Genomic DNA, 19320 nt, shown 5'->3' with positions numbered 1-19320 from the left:
GGCGGCGGCCTCCGGAGGCAAAGGGGACAGGCGAACCAGGCTACCGTCCTCGCGACAGCGACCTAGTCGAACGTGCGGCGGCGCAGGTGGACGGCCTGGAGCAGCCCGAGCGCGATGAAGTTGGCGAACGTCGCCGACCCGCCGTAGGAGACGAACGGCAGCGGGAGCCCGGTGATCGGCATGATCCCGAGCGTCATCCCGATGTTCTCGAACGCCTGGAACGCCAGCCAGCACACGACGCCGGACGCGACGAGCGTCCCGAACAGGTCGGCGGCCTGGCTGGCGGTGCGCAGCCCGCGCCACAGGATGACGCCGAGCAGCGCGACGATCAGCGCGCCGCCGAGGAACCCCAGCTCCTCGCCGGCGACGGTGAAGATGAAGTCGGTCTGCTGCTCGGGGACGAAGTGCCCGAGCGTCTGCTGCCCGTGGAACAGCCCGCGTCCCGAGACCCCCCCGGACCCGACCGCGATGCGCGCCTGCTGCGCGTTGTACCCGGCGCCCGCGGGGTCGGCGGACGGATCCAGGAACGCCGTGAACCGGGCGATCTGGTACGCCTTGAGCAGCCCGAAGAACCAGACGAGGAACCCGCCCGCGAGGCCGATCCCGACGAGCCCGGCCATCCACCGCTTCCGCGCGCCCGACACCGCGAGCATCCCGAGGACGACGGCGGCGAACACCAGCGTCGTCCCGAGGTCGGGCTGGAGCATGATCAGCGCGGCGGGCAGCCCGGCCAGCGCGAGCGCCATGAGGATGTCGCGGCGGCCCGGACCGACCTCGCCGTCGCGCGGCTCGCCGAGGATCATCGCCAGCAGCACGACGAGCCCGACCTTCGCGAACTCCGACGGCTGCACCTGGAACCCGCCGCCGATGATGATCCACGAGTGCGAGCCGTTGACGGTCGAGCCGAGCGGCGTGATCACCGCGAGCAGCCCGAGGCACGCCAGCCCGTACAGGATCGGGACGTACGCGCGCAGCAGCCGGTAGTCCAGCACGGTGAACAGCGCGCACAGGCCGACGCCGATGACGAGGTTCAGCAGGTGCCGGTCCAGGAACGAGTTCGGGTCGCGGCCCTGGTCGAGCAGCAGCCGGTGCGTCGCGGACCGGACGAGCAGCGCCCCGAGCACCGACAGCGCCGCGACCGACAGGAACATCGTCCAGTCCAGGCGGCGCAGCACGGACGCGCGGCGGCGCCACAGCGCGGGGTCGCGGCGGGTGCCGAGCGGCGCGGACCGGGCGGCGGTCACGGGGCCTTCCCGGCGCCGTCGTCGGCGGGCTTGGGCAGGACGTTCGGGAGCTGCCCGTTCACCAGCGCGGGCTTCTGCCCGTTCAGCCCGTACATGGCCTCCCAGATCCGCCGCACGGCGGGCGCGGACGTCTCGGCGCCCGTCCCGCCCTGCGAGGTCATGACGACCACGACGAACCGCGGGTTCTGCACCGGGGCGAACGAGGCGAACCAGGACGTGTCGTCGTGGCCGTAGACCTCGGCGGTGCCGGTCTTGCCCGCGACGGCGAGTTTCTTGTCGTCGAAGCCGCCGAACGCCCCGGCGGCCGTGCCGGACTTCACCACGCCCGCGAGCCCGCCCCGGATGTAGGACAGGACGTTCTTGGACACCGGCAGCTTGCCCGCGGGCGGCGCGCCGACCTGCTGGGCGCGCGAGCCGTCCGGCCGGACGAGGGACGTGGCGACGCGCGGCACGACGAGCGTCCCGCCGTTGGCGACCGCCGCGTACGCCCGCGCGACCTGGAGCGGCGTGGCGAGCACGTCGCCCTGCCCGACCGACAGGTTCGCGGCGTCGCCGGCGCGCCAGGCGTAGCCCTGCGCGCAGTTCTCCGCCGAGACGGCCTTGAGGTAGGCGGCGCGCGCCGGGTCGGTCTTGGCGATCTCGGGGTAGCCCTGCTTGGCGCCCTTGCAGTCGGCCGTCTTGGTGGCGTCCCAGTACGCCTTCTTCCAGGACCGGTCGGGGATGCGCCCGGCCACCTCGCTCGGCAGGTCCACGCCGGTCCGCGAGCCGAACCCGTAGTCGCGGGCCATCGCGACCATCGGGTCGGCGGGGTGCTTCTTCGGCCGGGTGCCGCCGTCGCGGAGCCACTGCTCGTAGGCGAACTTGTAGAAGATCGTGTCGCAGGAGACGACGAGCGCCTGGTGCAGGTTCATGTCCCCGTGCGACTCGCCCTCGAAGTTGGTGAAGGCGCGGCTGCCGACCTTGTAGGAGCCGGGGCACGGGTAGGTACCGTTCAGCGGGTAGCCGCTGTTCACGGCGGCGGCCACCGACGAGATCTTGAACGTCGAGCCCGGCGCGTACTGGCCCTGGATGGCGCGGGAGACGAGCGGCTGCCCCTCCTTCTTGCCGAGCAGCGACTCGTACTGCTGCTGGGAGATGCCGCCGGTCCAGATGCTCGGGTCGTAGGTGGGGTAGCTGGCGAGCGCGGCGAGGTGGCCGTTGGTGACGTCCATGACGACAGCCGCCGCCGCGTCGGCCTTGCGGCCGTGCGCGCGGGCGCTCTGCACCGCTTCGGCCAGCGACTTCTCCGCCGCCGCCTGGATCTTGGAGTTGATGCTCGTGACGAGGTTCGCGCCGGGGACGGGCGCCTTCTCCTTCGCGGTGCCGGTGACGCGGCCCTGGCTGTCCACCAGGACCGTCCGCTCGCCGGGGACGCCGCGCAACTGCTCGTCGTAGGTGGCCTCCAGGCCGTCGCGCCCGATGAGGTCGGCGCCCGCGTACCCGGTGACCTTGAGGTTCTTCTGCCGGTCCAGCTCGGCCTGGGTGATCGGCTGCAGGTAGCCGAGGACCTGCGCGGCGCCCGCGCCCGACGGCCGCGGGTACTCCCGGACGGCCTGCATCTCGGCGGTGACGCCCGGGAAGTCCTCCTGGCGCTCCACGATCTGGAGGGCGCGCTTGTCGTTGACGCGGTCGTCCACCGGGATCGGCTGGTAGGGCGAGCCGGGCCAGCACGGGCGCGGCGTCGTCGGCCCGCACAGCCGGATCCGCATCTCCAGCGCCTGCCGCGTCGTGCCGAGCACGGTCGCGAGCCGGGACAGGACGGCGGCGCCCTTGTCCTTCTGGCGCATCAGCGTCGTCCGGTCGACGGAGACGACGAGCGCGGTGCGGTTGCGGACGAGCGGGCGCCCGGTGTCGTCCAGGATCATGCCGCGGACGGCGGGCACCACGATGTCGCGGGTGCGGTTGTCGGCGGCGACCTGCTGGTAGTGCTCGCCCTGGAGGACCTGCATCGTCCACAGGCGGCTGACGAGCGTCAGCAGCAGCGCGCCGACGATCACGTAGAGGACGACGAGCCGGAAGTGCGTCCGGGAGCTCACAGCCCGGTCCCCCGGCCCGACATCGCGCGGTACTTGGCGGCGGGCAGCGCGAACCGGTCGCGGGACGCGCGGTCGGCGCGTTCGTAGCGGCGGGTCACGCGCAGCACCGCCCACACGACGAACGGGCTGGCGACGACGTCGTAGAACACCTGGAGCGGGACCATGCGCGCGACGATCGTCCAGCTCGCGCGCGGATCGCCGAGGAGCATGCCGGTGAGCGCGTAGACGGTCGTCCCGGCGAGCGCGCCGACGGCGACGGCGAGGAACGGCACGACGGACTTGCGGTCCATCTCGGCCGACGCCATGCCGCAGACGTAGCCGATGATGCAGTACACGAGCGCGTACCGGCCGATCGTGTGGTCGGCGGGCGGGATGATGTCGGCGGCCAGGCCCGCGCAGAACCCGACGACGACGCCGGTCAGCGACCCGTTCACCAGCGCGAGCGCGACGACCGTCAGCAGCACCAGGTCGGGCGTGACGGCGCCGGGCAGCGGCAGCCGGTTCGCGACCGACACCTGGAGGACGAGCGCGACGACGAGCACGAGCGCGGCCGTGAGATGGCGGCCCGCCGGAGTCGGCTCGGGTGCGTTCAGCAAGGTCAGCCCTCCCTCTTGCGCTTGGCTTTCACGGTCTTGTGCGGCGAGGGGGAGACCGACGGCGACACGGTCGGCGACGGGGACGGGGGCGGCGCCGGGCGCGGCGGCAGCACGGCGTCGCGCGGGTCGGACTTGGGCGGCGCGACGACGACCGCGACGACGTCCAGGCTGGTGAACCGCGCGAACGGCCGAATGTGGGCGGTGCGGCTCAGCCCGCCTTCGGGACGGTCGATGCGGTCCACGACCCCGATCGGGACGCCCGGCACGTACGGCGAGTCGCCCTGCGAGCCGAGCGTGACGAGCCGCTGCCCGACCTTCAGCGTCGCGTTCGCGTCCAGGAGCTGGAACCGCATCGGGGTGGCGCCGCCGTCGCCGAGGCCGCGCCGGCCGCGTCCGGTGACGATCCCGATCTCCTTGGTGTCCTCCAGCCGCGCGCCGACCGAGGACGCCGCGTCGGTCGCGAGCAGGACGGTCGCGGTCGCGGGCCCGACGCGGGTGACGCGGCCGACGAGACCGTCCGCGCTCATCACCGTCATGTCCCGGCGGACGCCGCTGCTGCTGCCGACATCGAGCGTGACGGTGTCCTCGAAGCCCTGGCCCGCCGAGATGACCTGCGCCGCGACGATCTTGTAGCCGCCGATCCCGGCGGTGCCGAGCAGCCGGTCGAGCTGGCGGGCGCGGCCGGCGTCGATCGCCCCGGCGCGGATCCGCTCGCGCAGCCGCTGGTTCTCGCGCTCCAGCCGCTCCGCGCGGCGGCGCTGGTCGGGCGCGTCGGTGATCGCGTCGAAGGTGTTGCCGACGGGCCGGACCACGGCGGCCGACGCGCGCTCGACCGGGCCGAACACGGCCGCGCCGAGATCGCGCAGGCCGCGCAGCGGCGAGTTCTCCCCGCCCCGGTAGTCGACCGTGATCAGCACGAGGGCCGCGACGATCAGCGCACCGAGGACCGACCGGGTCCGCCGGGTGTCGTTCACCGACCGTCCTCCCGTTGTCTCGGCTGTCCCACTGTTATCCCACTGCTGTCTGACCGCTGGAGGCACGACATGCCGGGACAGCCTCGCATGCGTGAAACGGCCGGGCGAGCCGGGCCGCGTTGATCTCTTTCCCGGCCCGCCGGGTCCCCGAACCGAAACGGGCGAATCGGACGCTAATTCCGTCCGGGCAGGTCAGTGACGCGGCTCGGGGACGAGCACCTGCCGCAGGGACTCGAAGTCCTCCACGCACTTGCCGGTGCCGAGGACGACCGAGTCCAGCGGGTTGTCCACGAGGTGGATCGGCATGCCGGTCTCCTCGCGCAGCCGCTCGTCCAGGTTCTTGAGCAGCGCGCCGCCGCCGGTGAGCGCGATCCCCCGGTCCATGATGTCGCCGGACAGCTCCGGCGGGCACTTGTCGAGCGTGGTCTTCACCGCGTCCACGATCGAGTTGACCGGCTCCTCGATCGCGCGGCGGACCTCCTCGGCGGAGATCACGACCGTCTTCGGCAGCCCGCTGACCAGGTCGCGGCCCCGGATCTCGGCGTGCGGCTCGTCCTCGCCGCCGGGATAGGCCGACCCGATCGCCATCTTGATCTCCTCGGCGGTGCGCTCCCCGAGCATCAGGGAGTACTCCTTCTTGGAGAACGAGATGACGGCCTGGTCCAGCTCGTCGCCGCCGACGCGCACCGACTGGCTCGTCACGATGCCGCCGAGCGAGATGATCGCGACCTCGGTCGTGCCGCCGCCGATGTCCACGACCATGTTGCCGGTCGGCTCGTACACCGGCAGGCCCGCGCCGATGGCGGCGGCCATCGGCTCCTCGATGATGTAGACCCGCCGCGCGCCCGCCTGGTAGCCGGCCTCCTTCACCGCGCGCTGCTCGACGCCGGTGATCCCGCTCGGGACCGCGACGACGATGCGCGGCTTGGCGAAGTGGCGCCGCTTGTGGACCTTCTGGATGAAGTAGCGCAGCATCCGCTCGGTGACGTCGAAGTCGGCGATGACGCCGTCCTTCAGCGGGCGGACGGCGACGATGTTGCCGGGCGTGCGGCCGATCATCCGCTTGGCCTCGATCCCCACCGCGACGATCTTGCCGTTGTTGGTGTTGATCGCCACGACCGAGGGTTCGTTCAGGACGATGCCGCGTCCGCGGACATAGACGAGCGTGTTCGCGGTGCCAAGGTCGACCGCCATGTCACGGCCGAGAAACGACAACTTGTTACCCATGAAGAAAGGGAGCCCTTCATGTCGGCGGGCGTGCGGAGCGGCACCCCCTATCGTAACGTGCCACGCGCGGCCGGGTCAGCCGCCCATTCGGTGCGTCGCGCCCAAAAAACCGGCGTTGACCTGGGATCGCCGGAGTAAAACAGACGCGGGCCGGACGGATCCGGCCCGCGTGTGTCGGTCGCGGCGGGGTGCGCGGTCGGAGTGCGCGCGAGGGTGCGCGGGAGGGTGCGCGGTCAGCCCAGTTCGGGGAAGAACAGCTTGATCTCGCGCTCGGCGGAGTAGGTCGAGTCCGAGCCGTGGACGATGTTCTCGCCGATCTCCAGCGCGTGGTCGCCGCGGATCGTGCCGGGCGTCGCGCTCACCGGGTCGGTCGCCCCGGCCAGGGCGCGGAACGCCTCGATGGCGCGCGGCCCCTCGACGACCAGCGCGACGAGCGGCCCGCCGGTGATGAAGTCCACCAGCTCGCCGAAGAACGGCTTGCTCGCGTGCTCCTCGTAGTGCGCCTCGGCGGTCTCGCGGGGCAGCCGCTTCAGCTCCAGCGCGACGAGCCGCAGGCCCTTGCGCTCGATCCGGCTGATGACCTCGCCGACGACGCCGCGGCGGACGCCGTCGGGCTTGACCAGGACGAGAGTGCGCTCGGACACGGGTGGTTCTCCTCAAAACGGATGGATGGGAGTGGCGCGCGGACGCGGCGGCCGGAACGGGGCCGCCGCACGGGCGGCGCGCCTCCGGCCGCGAAGTTTACCGGTCTCCGGGAGCGCCCGGTGGGACCGGGGGCGCCGGAATTCGGCGCGAATTCACGCGCCGGGCGGCGGCGCGTCTTTTCCGGACGGGTTTTCCGCTCGGGAATTGGCGGCGGCGGCCTGGACGGCTTCGGCCTTGCGCGCCATCCACAGCGAGGTCGCCCACAGCGCCCCGAAAAGGACACCGAGGAAGAACATCGTCGGCACGAGGAACCCGGTCAGCAGGATCGCGACCTGGAGGACCGTCCCGGCCTGGACGCCCCACGGCCGCCGCAGCAGCCCCGTCACCAGCAGGCACAGCACCGCGAGGCCGCCGCAGACGCCGCCCGCCAGGCCCCCGTCCACGTCCAGGACGGAGATCGCGACCGGGATCGCCAGCGCGATGACGATCGCCTCGCTGGCCAGCACGGCGGACAGCAGCGCGCGTCCGCCCCGCGCGGAGGCCCCGGCCGGACGCGTCACGAACGGCCGTCCGCGCGCAGAAGCGTCCGGGCGTCGCCCGCCGTGACGACCGAACCGGTGATGAGCACGCCCGCGCCCTGGAACTCGCCGGTCTCCTCGGCGAGGGCGATGCCCTGGTCGATGGCGTCGTCCAGGCTCGCGACGACGTGGACGCGCTCGGGACCGAACACGCTCTCGGCCAGCTCCCCCAGTTCCTCGGCCGGCATCGAGCGCGGCGAGGAGTTGCGGGTGACGACGAGTTCGGCGAGGACGGGTTCGAGTTGGTCCAGGACGCCCGCGAGGTCCTTGTCGGCGGCCCCGGCGAACACCCCGACGAGCCGGGTGAACCCGAACGACTCGGTGATCGTCGCGACGGTCGCGGCCATGCCCGCCGGGTTGTGCGTGGCGTCCACGAGCACGGCCGGGCCGCTGCGGACGACCTCCAGCCGTCCCGGCGACTCGGCCTTGGCCAGGGCGCTGCGGACGAGCGCCGGGTCGAGCTGGCCCTCGGCGCCTCCGGTGTAGGTCTCGCCGGGCGCGACGCGGGTCGCGGCCTCCAGCGGGACCTCGCCGGGCGTCGGGCCGCCGGACGCGAACGCCTCGACCGCCGCGATCGCCGTCGCCGCGTTGCTCGACTGGTGGTCGCCGAACAGCGGGAGGAACACGTCGTCGTACACGCCGTGCAGCCCGCGCACGGCGATCTGCTGGCCGCCGACCGCGACGTCGCGCGACAGCACGCCGAACTCGATGCCCTCGCGCGCGGCGGCGGCGCCGGTCTCGGCGACACGGCGCAGCAGCACCTCGGCGGCGGCGACGGACTGCTGCGCGATCACCGCGACCGCGCCGGGCTTGATGATCCCGGCCTTCTCGGCGGCGATCTCCTCGACCGTGTCGCCGAGGTAGCGCGTGTGGTCGAGGGCGACGGGCGTGACGACGGCGACCTGCCCGTCGGCGACGTTGGTCGCGTCGAACGAGCCGCCGAGGCCGACCTCGACGACCGCGACGTCCACCGGGGCGTCGGCGAACGCGGCGAACGCCATCGCGGTCAGCACCTCGAAGTACGACAGCCGGACGGGGTGCTTGCCGTCCACGAGCGGCAGGTAGGGGGCGATGTCGGCGTAGGCGGCGACGAACGCCTCCTCGCCGATCGGCTCGCCGTCGATCGCGATGCGCTCGCGCGGCGTGACCAGGTGCGGGCTCGTGTAGAGGCCGACGCGCAGGCCGCGCTCGCGCAGCAGCGCCGCGATGAGCCGGGCCGTGCTGGACTTGCCGTTCGTCCCGGCGACGTGGATCACCGGGTAGGCGCGCTGCGGCGAGCCCAGCAGGTCGACCAGGTCGGCCATGCGGTCCAGGGAGGGGTCGAAGTCCCATTCGACGCCGCGCGCGTCGATCGCCGCGACGACGGACCGGTAGTCGGAAAGCGGGGTGTCTGCCACGCCGAAGAGCCTACTCACCCCGCGCCGCGGACCGTCCCGGGGCGCGGTCAGCCGGGCTTCTCCAGCGCGGCGCGCAGCGCGGCGGCGACGCCCGCGAGGTCGCCGGCGCCCGCGTCCTCGGCGGCGACGAACCCGTAGGTGCTCGCGGTGGCCCACGCGCAGTACCGGCGGGTCTCGGCGAGCACCGCGAACGTGCCGCAGGTCATCGTCCCGGCGCGCTCGGCGGTGAGGACGGTCTCGGGCCGCGCGCGGCGCAGGAACACCGGCGGGTCGCCGACGATGTCGTCGCCCGCGAGGACGAGGACCTGGCGGACGCCCGTCCCGTAGAGGGCGGCGACGAGCGGGGGCCGCTCGATCCCGGCCGCGCGCAGCGCCGCCGTCGCGAACGGGTAGGTGACGGCGGCCTGCGGGAGGTCGGTGCCGCGGGCGAGCCCGGCGGCCGTCGCCGGGGCCGGGACGATCGCGGCGGCCTTGTCCCCGCCGCCCGCGAGGACGGCGGCCGTCCCGCCCCCCAGCACGAGCGCCACGGCCGCCGCGACCAGCGCGCCGTACAACGGCGCACGCCGCCGCCGCGCCCCGAGCCCCGACGCGGACGCGGAGCCGGACCCCGACGCGGGCGCGGACGCGGGCGCCGTCGCGGACCCGGGCGCGGACCCGGGCGCGGACTCGGGGGGAGAGGCGGGCGCGGGTGCCGTCGCGAGCGCGGACGCGGAGGCGGACGCCGATGCGGGGGCGGACGCGGGCGGGAGTGTCGACGCGGACTCGGGATCGGACGCGGGTGTGGGCGGGAGTGTCGTCGCGGGTGTGGGGGCGGACGCGGGCGTGGGCGTCGACGCGGACTCGGAGGCGGACTCGGGGGCGGACGCAGGCGCGAGTGTCGACGCGGGCGCGGGGGCGGACGTGGAGGCGGGCGCGGACGCGGACGTGGAGGCGGGCGCGGGGGCGGACGTGGGCGCGGACGTGGGCGCGAGTGCCGTCGCGGGCGTGAGGGCGGACTCGGGGGCGGGGCGGGGGGCCGGGACGGGCGGCGGTTCGGTGACCGGCATCGGCGGGTCGGCCGGTGGCGTGGCGGGCTCCTCGGCCCACCAGGGCGGGGACGCGCCCCACAGCCCGTCCTGCTCGGCCGGTTCCGGCGGCAGGGGGGACGAGTCGGCCATGACACTCCCGGCAGGATCCACAACAAAGCCCACGATCAGCCGGAATCGTAACCTGCCCGGCATCTCGCCCGGTGACGAACCGGCGCGACCGCCCGCGTCAGGGAAGGTAGAGGCCGTATTCGAGCAGCTCGGGCAGCAGCTTGGGCGGCAGGTCGGCGATCGTCGCCAGTTCCTCGGCGGAGCTGAAGCCGCCGACCTGGTCGCGGATCGCCACGATCCGCTCGGCCGTCTCAGTCGCGATCCCGAACCGCGTCAGCTCCTGGGCCGGGACGAGGTTGACGTCGATCAGCCCGCCGTCGTCGTAGGGGCGGCGGTAGGGCGGGACGTCCGTCCGGCCGATGCGCAGTTCCCGCGCCATCAGCGGGTTGTGCATCGCGAGCCCGCGCGCCTCGCGGCGGCGGTACGCGCGGGCGGCGGCCTGCTGGACGGCCGCGTGGTTGATCTGCTCGGGCGACGGCGGCGGCACCGGCGGCCCGGCCGGCATCATCGGCCGCACCGGGACGGGCACGGGCGCCGGACGCGGGCCCTGCGCGGCCATCACGATGGTGTGGACGATCCACACCGGCAGCCACAGCCCGAACGTCGCGACCGTCAGCACTCCGTGCACGACGTGGATCGACGGGTCCGGCGACCGGCGCGGCAGATGGTGCACGTGGACGGGCGGCGGAGGCGGCGGCGCGACCGGCATCCCGTACTGCTCGGGGCGCTGCTCGCCCGCGCCGTGCGGGTCCGGTTCGTGGACGCCGCGCGTGCCGGACGGCCGCCGCGTCCCCGGGCCTGGCAGGTGGCCGGGCGGCGCGTCGCGCACGAGATCGGGACGGACCGGCCGCTGCTCGTACATCGCTCTCCCCTGCCGTCCGGGGCGTTCCGCGCGTCCGGGGGAACGGACGTGCGGGCACGTCGCCTTACCCGCCAGTGTAAGAGACGACCGGCGGTGCCCCCGGGTTCCCGGGGACACCGCGCGAACTCAGCCGGCGGGCAGCGCGGCGAGCTGGTGCTCCAGCCGGGCGATGTCGGCCTCGGCCTGCGCGAGCCGGTCCTTGTTCTTGGCGACGACGGCCTCGGGCGCCTTGGCGACGAACGCCTCGTTGCCGAGCTTGCGGCGCGTCTGGTCGGCCTCCTTGCGGGCGGTGGCGAGGTCCTTCTCCAGCCGCCGCCGCTCGGCGCCGACGTCGATCGCCCCGGCCGTGTCGAGCCGGACCGTCGCGCCCTCGACCGGCAGCGACGCGGTCGCCGCGAACCCGTCGCCGGGGACGGTCAGCCGCAGCAGCGTCCGCACGCCCTCCTCGTGCGCGGCGAGCGGGGACCCGGCCCAGTCCAGTTCGGCGGCGACGCGCTGGCCGGGCTTGAGGCCCTGGTCGGCGCGGAACCGGCGGACCTCGGTGACGAGCCGCTGCAGCGACTCGATCTCGGCCTCGGCGGCGGCGTCGCGGCGGGCCGCGTCGGCCTGCGGCCAGGCGGCGGTGACGAGCGTGTCCGCGCCGGTCAGCGTCGTCCACAGTTCCTCGGTGACGAACGGGATCACCGGGTGCAGCAGCCGCAGCACCTTGTCCAGCACCTCGCCGAGGACGCGACGGGTGGCGGGGGCGCGGTGGTCGGCGAGCTGCACCTTGGCCAGCTCGACGTACCAGTCGCAGACCTCGTCCCACGCGAAGTGATAAAGCGTCTCGCAGGCCTTGGCGAACTCGTAGTCGTCCAGGTGGGCGTCCACCTCGGCGATCACGGTGTTCAGCCGGGACAGCACCCAGCGGTCCACGGTGGTCAGCTCGGCGGGCACCGGGCCGGTGACGTTCGCGCCGTTGATCAGCGCGAACCGCGCCACGTTGAACAGCTTGTTGCAGAAGTTGCGCGAGCCCTGCGCCCACTCCTCGGCGACCGGGACGTCCCCGCCGGGGTTCGCGCCGCGCAGCAGCGTGAAGCGGGTGGCGTCCGCGCCGTAGCGGTCGATCCAGTCCAGCGGGTCCACGACGTTGCCGAACGACTTGGACATCTTCTTGCCGTGCTGGTCGCGGACCATTCCGTGCAGGACGATCGTCCGGAACGGCACCGCGCCGTCCATCGCGTACAGCCCGAACATCATCATCCGGGCGACCCAGAAGAACAGGATGTCGTAGCCGGTGACCAGCGCGGACGTCGGGTAGAACCGCTTCAGCTCCGGGGTGTCGGCGGGCCAGCCGAGCGTGGAGAACGGCCACAGGGCCGAGGAGAACCACGTGTCGAGGACGTCGGTGTCCTGCGTCCAGCCCGCCGGGGGCTCCTCGTCCGGGCCGGGGCAGGCGGTCTCGCCGTCCGGGCCGTACCAGACCGGGATGCGGTGCCCCCACCAGAGCTGGCGGCTCACGCACCAGTCGTGCATGTTGTCGACCCACTCGAAGTAGCGGGCGGCCATCTCCGGCGGGTGGATCGCGACGCGGCCGTCGCGGACGGCGTCGCCCGCCGCCTGCGCCAGCGGCGCGACCTTGACGAACCACTGGAGCGAGACGCGCGGCTCCACGACCGTCCGGCAGCGCTGGCAGTGCCCGACCGAGTGCTCGTAGGGGCGGATCTCCTTGACGATCCGGCCGTCCTCGCGCAGCGCGGCGACGACGGCGGGCCGCGCCTCGAACCGGTCCAGGCCCTGGAACGGGCCGGGCTCGGTGATGACGCCGCGCTCGTCCATGACCGACCGGGACGGCAGGTCGTGGCGGCGGCCGATCTCGAAGTCGTTCGGGTCGTGCGCCGGGGTCACCTTGACCGCGCCGGTGCCGAACGCCGGGTCGACGTGCTCGTCGGCGACGACCGGGATGCGGCGGCCGGTCAGCGGCAGCTCGATCTCGCGTCCGACCAGGTGCCGGTACCGCTCGTCGCCGGGGTGGACGGCCACGGCGGTGTCGCCGAGCATCGTCTCGGCGCGGGTCGTGGCGACGACGATCGAGTCGTCCCCGTCGCCGTAGCGGATCGAGACCAGCTCGCCGTCGCGGTCGGCGTGCTCGACCTCGATGTCCGACAGGGCCGTCAGGCAGCGCGGGCACCAGTTGATGATGCGCTCGGCGCGGTAGATGAGGCCGTCGTCGAACAGCCGCTTGAAGATCGTCCGGACGGCGCGGGCGCGGTCGTCGTCCATCGTGAACGCCTCGCGGGACCAGTCCACGCTGTCGCCGAGGCGGCGCATCTGGCCGAGGATCCGGCCGCCGGACTCGGCCTTCCACTTCCACACGCGGTCCACGAACGCCTCGCGGCCGAGGTCGTGGCGGGACAGGCCCTCCTTGGCCAGCTCGCGCTCGACGACGTTCTGCGTCGCGATGCCCGCGTGGTCCATCCCGGGGATCCACGCGACCTCGTGGCCCTGCATCCGGCGGCGGCGGACGAGCGTGTCCTGGATGGAGTGGTCCAGCGCGTGGCCCATGTGCAGCGAGCCGGTCACGTTCGGCGGCGGGATCACGATCGAGTACGCGGGACGGCCGGGGTCGCGGGCCGGGTCGGCGGTGAATCGGCCCTCGGCCACCCAGCGTTCGTAGAGCCTGCCTTCGACGTCCGCCGGCTGGTAGCGGGTGGGCAGGTCGACGGCGGCGTCGCCGCTCGGGGGCTGAGTCGTGGGCTGAGTCACGGCCAACGATTCTACGGCCCGTCCCGCTGTGGCCACGCCCGCGGCGGGCGTCCCACGGGGATCGGGACACAGGTCACCTGACACCGGGTCACCGGTCCCGGAACGATGGGGCGGCGGCCTCCCCGCACGGCCGCGGAAAGGGATCGGAATGCGAGCGGTCGTCGCCCGCGCCGCCGTGCTGGCGGGCGCCTTCACCGCGGGCGTCGTCACCGCGCGGCTCGCCGGGACGCCCCGCACCCTGCGCGTGACCGGGGAACTGCGGCGCTCGCGCGCCCGCATCCTCGCGACCCGCGAGGAGGAGCGCCGCCGGCTGCGGCACGACCTGCACGACGACCTCGGCCCCAGCCTGGCCAGCCTCGCGTTGACGGTGGACGCCGCCCGCCTCACCCTGTCGTCGGAGCCCGAGCAGGTCGGCCCGGTGCTGACCGAGCTGCGGGACCGGCTCGCGGGCGCCGTCGGGGAGATCCGCGACCTCGCGCGCGGCCTGCGCCCGCCCGCCCTGGACGACCTCGGGCTCGTCACCGCCATCGAGACGCTCGCCGACGGCTGCGGGGACCGGGTGGACGTCCGGTTCGACGGCTCCCCCGCCGACCTGCCCGCCGCCGTCGAGGTCGCCGCGTACCGGATCGTCGCCGAGGCCGTCGCGAACATCCGGGCGCACGCGCGGGCGCCGAGCGCGCTCATCCTGCTGTCGCGCGCCGACGACCTGCACATCCTCGTCGCCGACTCCGGCGTGGGGCTGCCGCCGCCGGGCCGGACGCGCGGCCGCGGGCTGGACGCGATGCGCGAGTGGGCCGCCGAGGTCGGCGGGAACTGCGCGATCGGGTCGCGGCCGGGCGGCGGGACCGTCGTCGCGGCGCGGCTGCCGCTGGCCGTCGCCGGATAGCATCGGTCTCCCAGCGGCAGAGGCGGCACACCATGACCAGCTCCCCGATCCGGGTCCTCGTCACCGACGACCATCCCGTCTTCCGGCAGGGCCTCAAGAGCCTGCTCGTCGCGCTCGGCGGCATCGACATCGTCGCCGAGGCCGAGCGCGGGCCGGACGCGGTGCGGCTCGCCGCCGAACTGCGGCCCGACGTCGTCGTGATGGACCTGCACATGGCGGGCGGCAACGGCATCGAGGCGACGCGGACGATCACGCGCAACAACCCGTCGATCGGCGTGCTCGTCCTCACGATGTTCCGCGACGACGACTCGGTGTTCGCGGCGATGCGGGCCGGGGCGCGCGGCTACCTGCTGAAGGAGTCGGGCGCGGAGGAGATCGGCCGGGCGGTGCGGGCCGTCGCGGCGGGCGAGGCGATCTACGGGCCGGACATCGCGCGCCGCGTCCTCGCCTACTTCACCGACATGCCCGACCCCAAGCGCGCGGCGTTCCCGCAGCTCACCGACCGGGAGCGGGAGGTGCTGGAGCTGATCGCGCAGGGGCGGGGCAACGCCGAGATCGCCGCGACGCTGTTCCTGAGCCAGAAGACCGTCCGCAACCACGTGTCGAACATCTTCGTGAAGCTGCACGTCGCGGACCGCGCGCAGGCGATCGTGCTGGCGCGCGAGGCCGGGCTCGGCTGACCCGGCCGGTCACCGGGCGGGGTGGCGGGCGACGGTCGCGGCGACGTGCTCGGCCATCGCTATTCCGGCGGCCATGGACGTGTGGCGGGTGGTCAGGACGGCGACGAGCCGGTCGCGGCCGTCGCGGCGCAGGCGGCCGATGCTGTTGACCGTCCACAGGCCGCCGTCGGGCTTGCGCGGGAGCCAGCCGTTCTTCAGCGCGACCTCGTCGCCGTCCCCGGCGGCGGCGCTGATCCCCCACGCCTGCTCGGGCGCGACGCGCGCCATGAGGTCGAGCAGCAGGTGCCGGTGCTCGCTCGTCAGCGGCCCGTCCGCCGACGTCAGCGCCGTCAGGACGCGGATCTGGTCGGCGGCGCCGGTGACGGTCGAGCCCCAGTAGTCGTCCGGGCCGGGGACGGTGTGGCGTAACCCGAGGACGCGTCCGGCGGCGGCGAGCCCGGACGTCCCGCCGATCCCGTGCCACAGCTCCGTCGCGGCGACGTTGTCGCTGTGCCGGACGGCCCGGCCCGCGAGCGCCCGTTCCGTCGCGGTGAGCGTCCGGTGCCGCCGCTGGGCGCGCAGCATCGCCGCGATGACGATCTCGACCTTCACCACGCTGGCCGTGACGGGCCGGAGCGCGGCGTTGTAGGTGAACGAGAACCCGGTGTCCGGCTCGCGGACGGCCGCGGTGAACGGCTGGGGATGCGCGGCGGCGTACCGGTCGAGCGTCCGCCGCAGCGCCTGGCGCCGCGCCCGGAACGCCATGGCGGTGGGTTCGGCCGTCGGCGTGACCGGGGGACGCGGGCGGGGAGCGGCGCGGTCGGGGAGGGCCCGGGGGCGCGCCGACCGGGCCGGTGGGACGCTCGGCGCGCCCCCGGCGGACGCCGCGACCGAGACCGAGGCGAGCACGAGGGCGGCGAGCGCGTCGCGACGGGCCGGACTCACCGGGGCCGCCGCGCGTCGGCGGGATGGCTCATGTCCGGCACTCTGCCGGATGGGATGTTAATCCCGCGTTACTGCTTCGCCGGACTCGACGGGAAGTCTCGCACCCACCTCCGCTGCCAGGGCGTTTCCACCGCGCGCGGGTGGAAACGGGCGCGCGTCCAACTGACCGCGTCGTCGGCGGGCACTCCGGCGAGGACGGCCAGGCACGCCAGCACCGTCCCGGTGCGTCCGACGCCGCCGCCGCACGCGACCTCGACGGCCCGTCCGGGTCGGCCCCGACCGACCTCCCCGGCGCGGGCGCGCTCGTGCAGCGCGCGGATCTCGGCGACGGCGCGGTCCCGGTCGCGCGGCAGCCGGAAGTCGGGCCAGTCCAGCCAGACGTGCTCCCACGCCAGCTCGCCGTCGTACCGGCGCCGCATCCGCGCGGAGCCGAGGTAGAGGCCGAAGTCGGGCGCGGGGCCGTCCGGCGGGCCGTGCCGCAGCCCGCGTCCGCGCACCCGCGTCCCGTCGGGCAGCACGACGGCCCCGGGCAGGATCCGTTCCGTCATGCGCGCCAGGCCAGCTTCGCGCGCGCGGCCGCGGGACGCGCGACGGGTTCACCGCTCATGTACGCGATGACGAGGTCCTCCAGTCCCACTTCGCCGACCTCCCACGCCGGGTCGAGGATCGGCCCGTCGGTGCGGACGACCATGCTGCTCTGCCGCGCCGCGTGGACGGCCGCGACGACGTGCTGGCCGCGCGGCAGCGTGCCCGGGTCGCGGCGGGGGCCGGTGAGGCGGTGGTGGCCGGCGAGCAGGTCGTCGATGTCGCCGGACACGCGGACGCGGCCGTCTGCCAGCACGACCAGGTGGTCGCACGTCCGCTCCAGGTCCGCGACCAGGTGCGACGCCAGCAGGACGCTCAGCCCGTCCGCCGCGACGGCCTCCAGCAGCGCCGCCCGGAAATCGCGGCGGGCCAGCGGGTCCAGCGCGGCGGCGGACTCGTCCAGGAGCAGCAGCTCGGGCCGCTTGGCGAGGCCGAGGGTGAGGGCGAGCTGCGCCCGCTGCCCGCCCGACAGCCTGCCCGCGCGGCGCGCCGGGTCCAGGCCGAGCCGGTCGGTCCGGGCGCGGGCGAACGCCGCGTCCCAGCGCGGGTTGAGGCGGGCGCCGAGCCGCAGGTGCTCGGCGACGGTCAGCCCGGCGTACAGGGGCGCGTCCTGCGCGACATAGGCGACCTTGGCGAGCCGCGCCGCAGGCCGTTCGCCGAGCACCCGGACGGTCCCCGCCGACGGCGCCAGCATCCCGGCGGCCAGCGCCAGCAGCGTGCTCTTGCCCGCGCCGTTCGCGCCGACCAGCCCCGCGACGCGCCCGGCCGGGATCCGCACCGTGCACTCCGCCAGCGCCCAGCGCCGCCCGTACCGCCTGCCGAGGCCCCACGCCTCCAGCAGCGGCGTCACCGCGCCTCCCGCAGCGACGACTGCCGGAACGTCGTCATGAACAGGGCCTCGATGCTCTCGTCGTCCAGCCCGGCGCGGCGCGCCTCGCCCAGCCACGCCAGCAGGTCGCGGCGCAGCGGGCCGTGCGCGGCCAGGGACGCGTCGGCGAGCGTCGCGGTCACGAACGTCCCGACGCCCGGCCGCGCCGCGACCAGCCCCGCGTGCTCCAGCTCCCGGTAGGCCTTGAGCACGGTGTTCGGGTTGATCGCGAGCTGCGCCACGACCTCCTTGACGGTCGGGAGCTGGTCGCCCTCGCGCAGCAGCCCGACGCGCAGCGCCTGCCGCACCTGCCGGACGAGCTGGAGATACGGCGAAAGGCCGGACCGGTCGTCCAGATGGAACGCGATCACCGAACCTCCATTGACCTAGCTTCGCAGCACAATAACACCGGCGCCGGAAACGACGAACGCCCCTCCGGAGAGGGGCGTTCGGCCGAAGGCGGGCGCGGTCAGGCGCTCTTCTCGCGCGGCTCGCGCTTGGTCGCGCGCTCGCGCGGCACCAGCGTCGGGTTCACGTGCTCCAGCACCGCCTCGCGGGTGATGACGACGCGCGCCACGTCCTGGCGGGACGGCACCTCGTACATCACCGACATCAGGACCTCTTCCATGATCGCGCGCAGGCCGCGGGCGCCCGTGCCGCGCAGGATCGACTGGTCCGCGATGGCTTCAAGGGCGTCGTCGGTGAACTCCAGGTCCACCCCGTCCATCTCGAAGAGGCGGTGGTACTGCCGCACCAGCGCGTTCTTCGGCTCGGTCAGGATGTTGATCAGCGCCTCGCGGTCCAGGTTGTGGACGCTCGTGATGATCGGCAGCCGGCCGATGAACTCCGGGATCATCCCGAACTTCAGCAGGTCCTCCGGCATGACGTCGCCGAGCATCTCGGCGACCTCGCCGAAGTCGGCCTTGGAGCGCAGCGCGGCGCCGAAGCCCATGCCCTGCTTGCCGATCCGCGACTCGACGATCTTCTCCAGGCCCGCGAACGCGCCGCCGCAGATGAACAGCACGTTCGTCGTGTCGATCTGGATGAACTCCTGGTGCGGGTGCTTGCGTCCGCCCTGCGGCGGGACGCTCGCGGTCGTGCCCTCCAGGATCTTCAGCAGCGCCTGCTGGACGCCCTCGCCGGACACGTCCCGGGTGATCGACGGGTTCTCGCTCTTGCGGGCGATCTTGTCGACCTCGTCGATGTAGATGATCCCGGTCTCGGCCTTCTTGACGTCGTAGTCGGCCGCCTGGATCAGCTTGAGCAGAATGTTCTCGACATCCTCCCCGACGTAGCCCGCCTCGGTCAGCGCGGTCGCGTCGGCGATGGCGAACGGCACGTTGAGGAGCTTGGCGAGCGTCTGCGCGAGCAGCGTCTTCCCCGACCCCGTCGGGCCGAGCAGCAGGATGTTGGACTTGCCCAGTTCGACGCCGTCGTCCCGGCCCGCCGCCTCACCCGACTGGATGCGCTTGTAGTGGTTGTAGACGGCGACCGAAAGGTTCTTCTTCGCCGTCTCCTGCCCGATCACATAGCCGTCGAGGAACTCGTAGATCTCTCGCGGCTTGGGCAGGCTGTCCCACTTGAGGTCGGAGGTCTCCGACAGCTCTTCCTCGATGATCTCGTTGCAGAGATCAATGCACTCGTCGCAGATATACACGCCCGGACCCGCGATGAGCTTCTTGACCTGCTTCTGGCTCTTTCCGCAGAACGAGCACTTGAGCAGATCACCACCGTCGCCGATGCGTGCCACCCAACCGTCTCCTTTTCGTGGGGCCGCCCGCCTGGAGGATGTGGGCCGGCTCGATTGCGTCCCGGAGGTTCATTCGACGTTGGATTCGACGTTACCGTCTCCTGCGGACCCGGTGAGCCCCTCGCCCGGAAGTGTCACGACCGGGCGG

The 19320-nt window shown here is 73.8% G+C and carries 18 protein-coding genes; 2 read left to right on the top strand and 16 right to left on the bottom strand.

Features of this window, described 5'->3' with window-relative positions:
• Positions 1-62: 62 nt before the first annotated feature.
• The 11 genes from rodA to BTM25_RS11155 form a co-directional block, all read right to left on the bottom strand.
• The gene (gene rodA, locus BTM25_RS11205) at positions 63-1244 is read right to left on the bottom strand and encodes a rod shape-determining protein RodA (protein WP_103562604.1); all 1182 of its coding nucleotides are present in this window, start codon (positions 1242-1244) and stop codon (positions 63-65) included.
• The gene (mrdA, locus tag BTM25_RS11200) at positions 1241-3319 is read right to left on the bottom strand and encodes a penicillin-binding protein 2 (protein ID WP_103562603.1); all 2079 of its coding nucleotides are present in this window, start codon (positions 3317-3319) and stop codon (positions 1241-1243) included. Before mrdA ends, rodA begins: the two co-directional genes overlap by 4 nt.
• Positions 3316-3915, bottom strand: a complete 600-nt coding sequence (gene mreD / locus BTM25_RS11195) for a rod shape-determining protein MreD (RefSeq protein ID WP_103562602.1) — start codon at positions 3913-3915, stop codon at positions 3316-3318. The genes mrdA and mreD overlap by 4 nt, the downstream gene beginning before the upstream one ends.
• 2 nt (positions 3916-3917) lie before the next feature.
• A complete protein-coding gene (gene mreC / locus BTM25_RS11190; protein ID WP_103562601.1) occupies positions 3918-4889 on the bottom strand; it encodes a rod shape-determining protein MreC in 972 nt (323 codons plus the stop codon).
• 192 nt (positions 4890-5081) lie between these two features.
• Positions 5082-6116, bottom strand: a complete 1035-nt coding sequence (locus tag BTM25_RS11185) for a rod shape-determining protein (protein WP_103562600.1) — start codon at positions 6114-6116, stop codon at positions 5082-5084.
• A 233-nt stretch (positions 6117-6349) separates the two neighbouring features.
• Entirely contained in the window at positions 6350-6760 is a 411-nt protein-coding gene (ndk, locus tag BTM25_RS11180) for a nucleoside-diphosphate kinase (protein WP_103562599.1), read from the bottom strand.
• 153 nt (positions 6761-6913) lie between these two features.
• The gene (locus tag BTM25_RS11175) at positions 6914-7321 is read right to left on the bottom strand and encodes a DUF4233 domain-containing protein (RefSeq protein ID WP_103562598.1); all 408 of its coding nucleotides are present in this window, start codon (positions 7319-7321) and stop codon (positions 6914-6916) included.
• The gene (locus tag BTM25_RS11170; RefSeq protein WP_103562597.1) at positions 7318-8736 is read right to left on the bottom strand and encodes a bifunctional folylpolyglutamate synthase/dihydrofolate synthase; all 1419 of its coding nucleotides are present in this window, start codon (positions 8734-8736) and stop codon (positions 7318-7320) included. Before BTM25_RS11170 ends, BTM25_RS11175 begins: the two co-directional genes overlap by 4 nt.
• A 47-nt stretch (positions 8737-8783) precedes the next feature.
• Positions 8784-9893 (bottom strand): hypothetical protein, encoded by a 1110-nt coding sequence (locus tag BTM25_RS11165; RefSeq protein ID WP_103562596.1) that lies wholly within the window; start codon positions 9891-9893, stop codon positions 8784-8786.
• A 97-nt stretch (positions 9894-9990) separates the two neighbouring features.
• Complete coding sequence (locus BTM25_RS11160) at positions 9991-10734, bottom strand: ComEA family DNA-binding protein (RefSeq protein ID WP_235828339.1); 744 nt, start codon at positions 10732-10734, stop codon at positions 9991-9993.
• Between the two features lie 126 nt (positions 10735-10860).
• Entirely contained in the window at positions 10861-13479 is a 2619-nt protein-coding gene (locus BTM25_RS11155) for a valine--tRNA ligase (protein WP_103562595.1), read from the bottom strand.
• 148 nt (positions 13480-13627) lie between these two features.
• On the opposite strand from BTM25_RS11155, the gene BTM25_RS11150 reads away from it, so the two are divergent.
• Together BTM25_RS11150 and BTM25_RS11145 are read left to right on the top strand one after the other, a co-directional pair.
• Positions 13628-14365, top strand: a complete 738-nt coding sequence (locus tag BTM25_RS11150; protein WP_103562594.1) for a sensor histidine kinase — start codon at positions 13628-13630, stop codon at positions 14363-14365.
• A gap of 32 nt (positions 14366-14397) precedes the next feature.
• Complete coding sequence (locus BTM25_RS11145; protein ID WP_103562593.1) at positions 14398-15045, top strand: response regulator transcription factor; 648 nt, start codon at positions 14398-14400, stop codon at positions 15043-15045.
• A 9-nt stretch (positions 15046-15054) separates the two neighbouring features.
• Here the strand turns inward: BTM25_RS11145 and BTM25_RS11140 are convergent, their stop codons facing one another.
• The 5 genes from BTM25_RS11140 to clpX form a co-directional block, all read right to left on the bottom strand.
• Positions 15055-15969: a serine hydrolase gene (locus tag BTM25_RS11140; RefSeq protein WP_103562592.1), complete on the bottom strand. Its 915-nt coding sequence runs from the start codon at positions 15967-15969 to the stop codon at positions 15055-15057.
• Positions 15970-16037: 68 nt separating this feature from the next.
• Positions 16038-16517 (bottom strand): protein-tyrosine phosphatase family protein, encoded by a 480-nt coding sequence (locus BTM25_RS11135; RefSeq protein ID WP_103562591.1) that lies wholly within the window; start codon positions 16515-16517, stop codon positions 16038-16040.
• A complete protein-coding gene (locus BTM25_RS11130) occupies positions 16514-17404 on the bottom strand; it encodes an ABC transporter ATP-binding protein (RefSeq protein WP_103562590.1) in 891 nt (296 codons plus the stop codon). Before BTM25_RS11130 ends, BTM25_RS11135 begins: the two co-directional genes overlap by 4 nt.
• The gene (locus tag BTM25_RS11125; RefSeq protein ID WP_103562589.1) at positions 17401-17793 is read right to left on the bottom strand and encodes a GntR family transcriptional regulator; all 393 of its coding nucleotides are present in this window, start codon (positions 17791-17793) and stop codon (positions 17401-17403) included. The genes BTM25_RS11130 and BTM25_RS11125 overlap by 4 nt, the downstream gene beginning before the upstream one ends.
• A 98-nt stretch (positions 17794-17891) precedes the next feature.
• Complete coding sequence (gene clpX / locus BTM25_RS11120) at positions 17892-19172, bottom strand: ATP-dependent Clp protease ATP-binding subunit ClpX (RefSeq protein WP_103562588.1); 1281 nt, start codon at positions 19170-19172, stop codon at positions 17892-17894.
• Between the last annotated feature and the right edge of the window lie 148 nt (positions 19173-19320).

This window comes from Actinomadura rubteroloni (assembly GCF_002911665.1).
GTDB classification, from domain to species: Bacteria; Actinomycetota; Actinomycetes; order Streptosporangiales; family Streptosporangiaceae; genus Spirillospora; species Spirillospora rubteroloni.
The sequence above is the reverse complement of the archived record's forward strand: the minus strand, read 5'-3'. Positions and strand labels throughout refer to the sequence as shown.

Coding starts and splice junctions, on each gene's coding strand:
- BTM25_RS11185 (WP_103562600.1), bottom strand. CDS start 6,116: ATGGGTAACAAGTTGTCGTTTCTCGGCCGTGACATGGCGGTCGACCTT.
- BTM25_RS11165 (WP_103562596.1), bottom strand. CDS start 9,893: ATGGCCGACTCGTCCCCCCTGCCGCCGGAACCGGCCGAGCAGGACGGG.
- BTM25_RS11160 (WP_235828339.1), bottom strand. CDS start 10,734: ATGTACGAGCAGCGGCCGGTCCGTCCCGATCTCGTGCGCGACGCGCCG.
- BTM25_RS11150 (WP_103562594.1), top strand. CDS start 13,628: ATGCGAGCGGTCGTCGCCCGCGCCGCCGTGCTGGCGGGCGCCTTCACC.
- BTM25_RS11145 (WP_103562593.1), top strand. CDS start 14,398: ATGACCAGCTCCCCGATCCGGGTCCTCGTCACCGACGACCATCCCGTC.
- BTM25_RS11135 (WP_103562591.1), bottom strand. CDS start 16,517: ATGACGGAACGGATCCTGCCCGGGGCCGTCGTGCTGCCCGACGGGACG.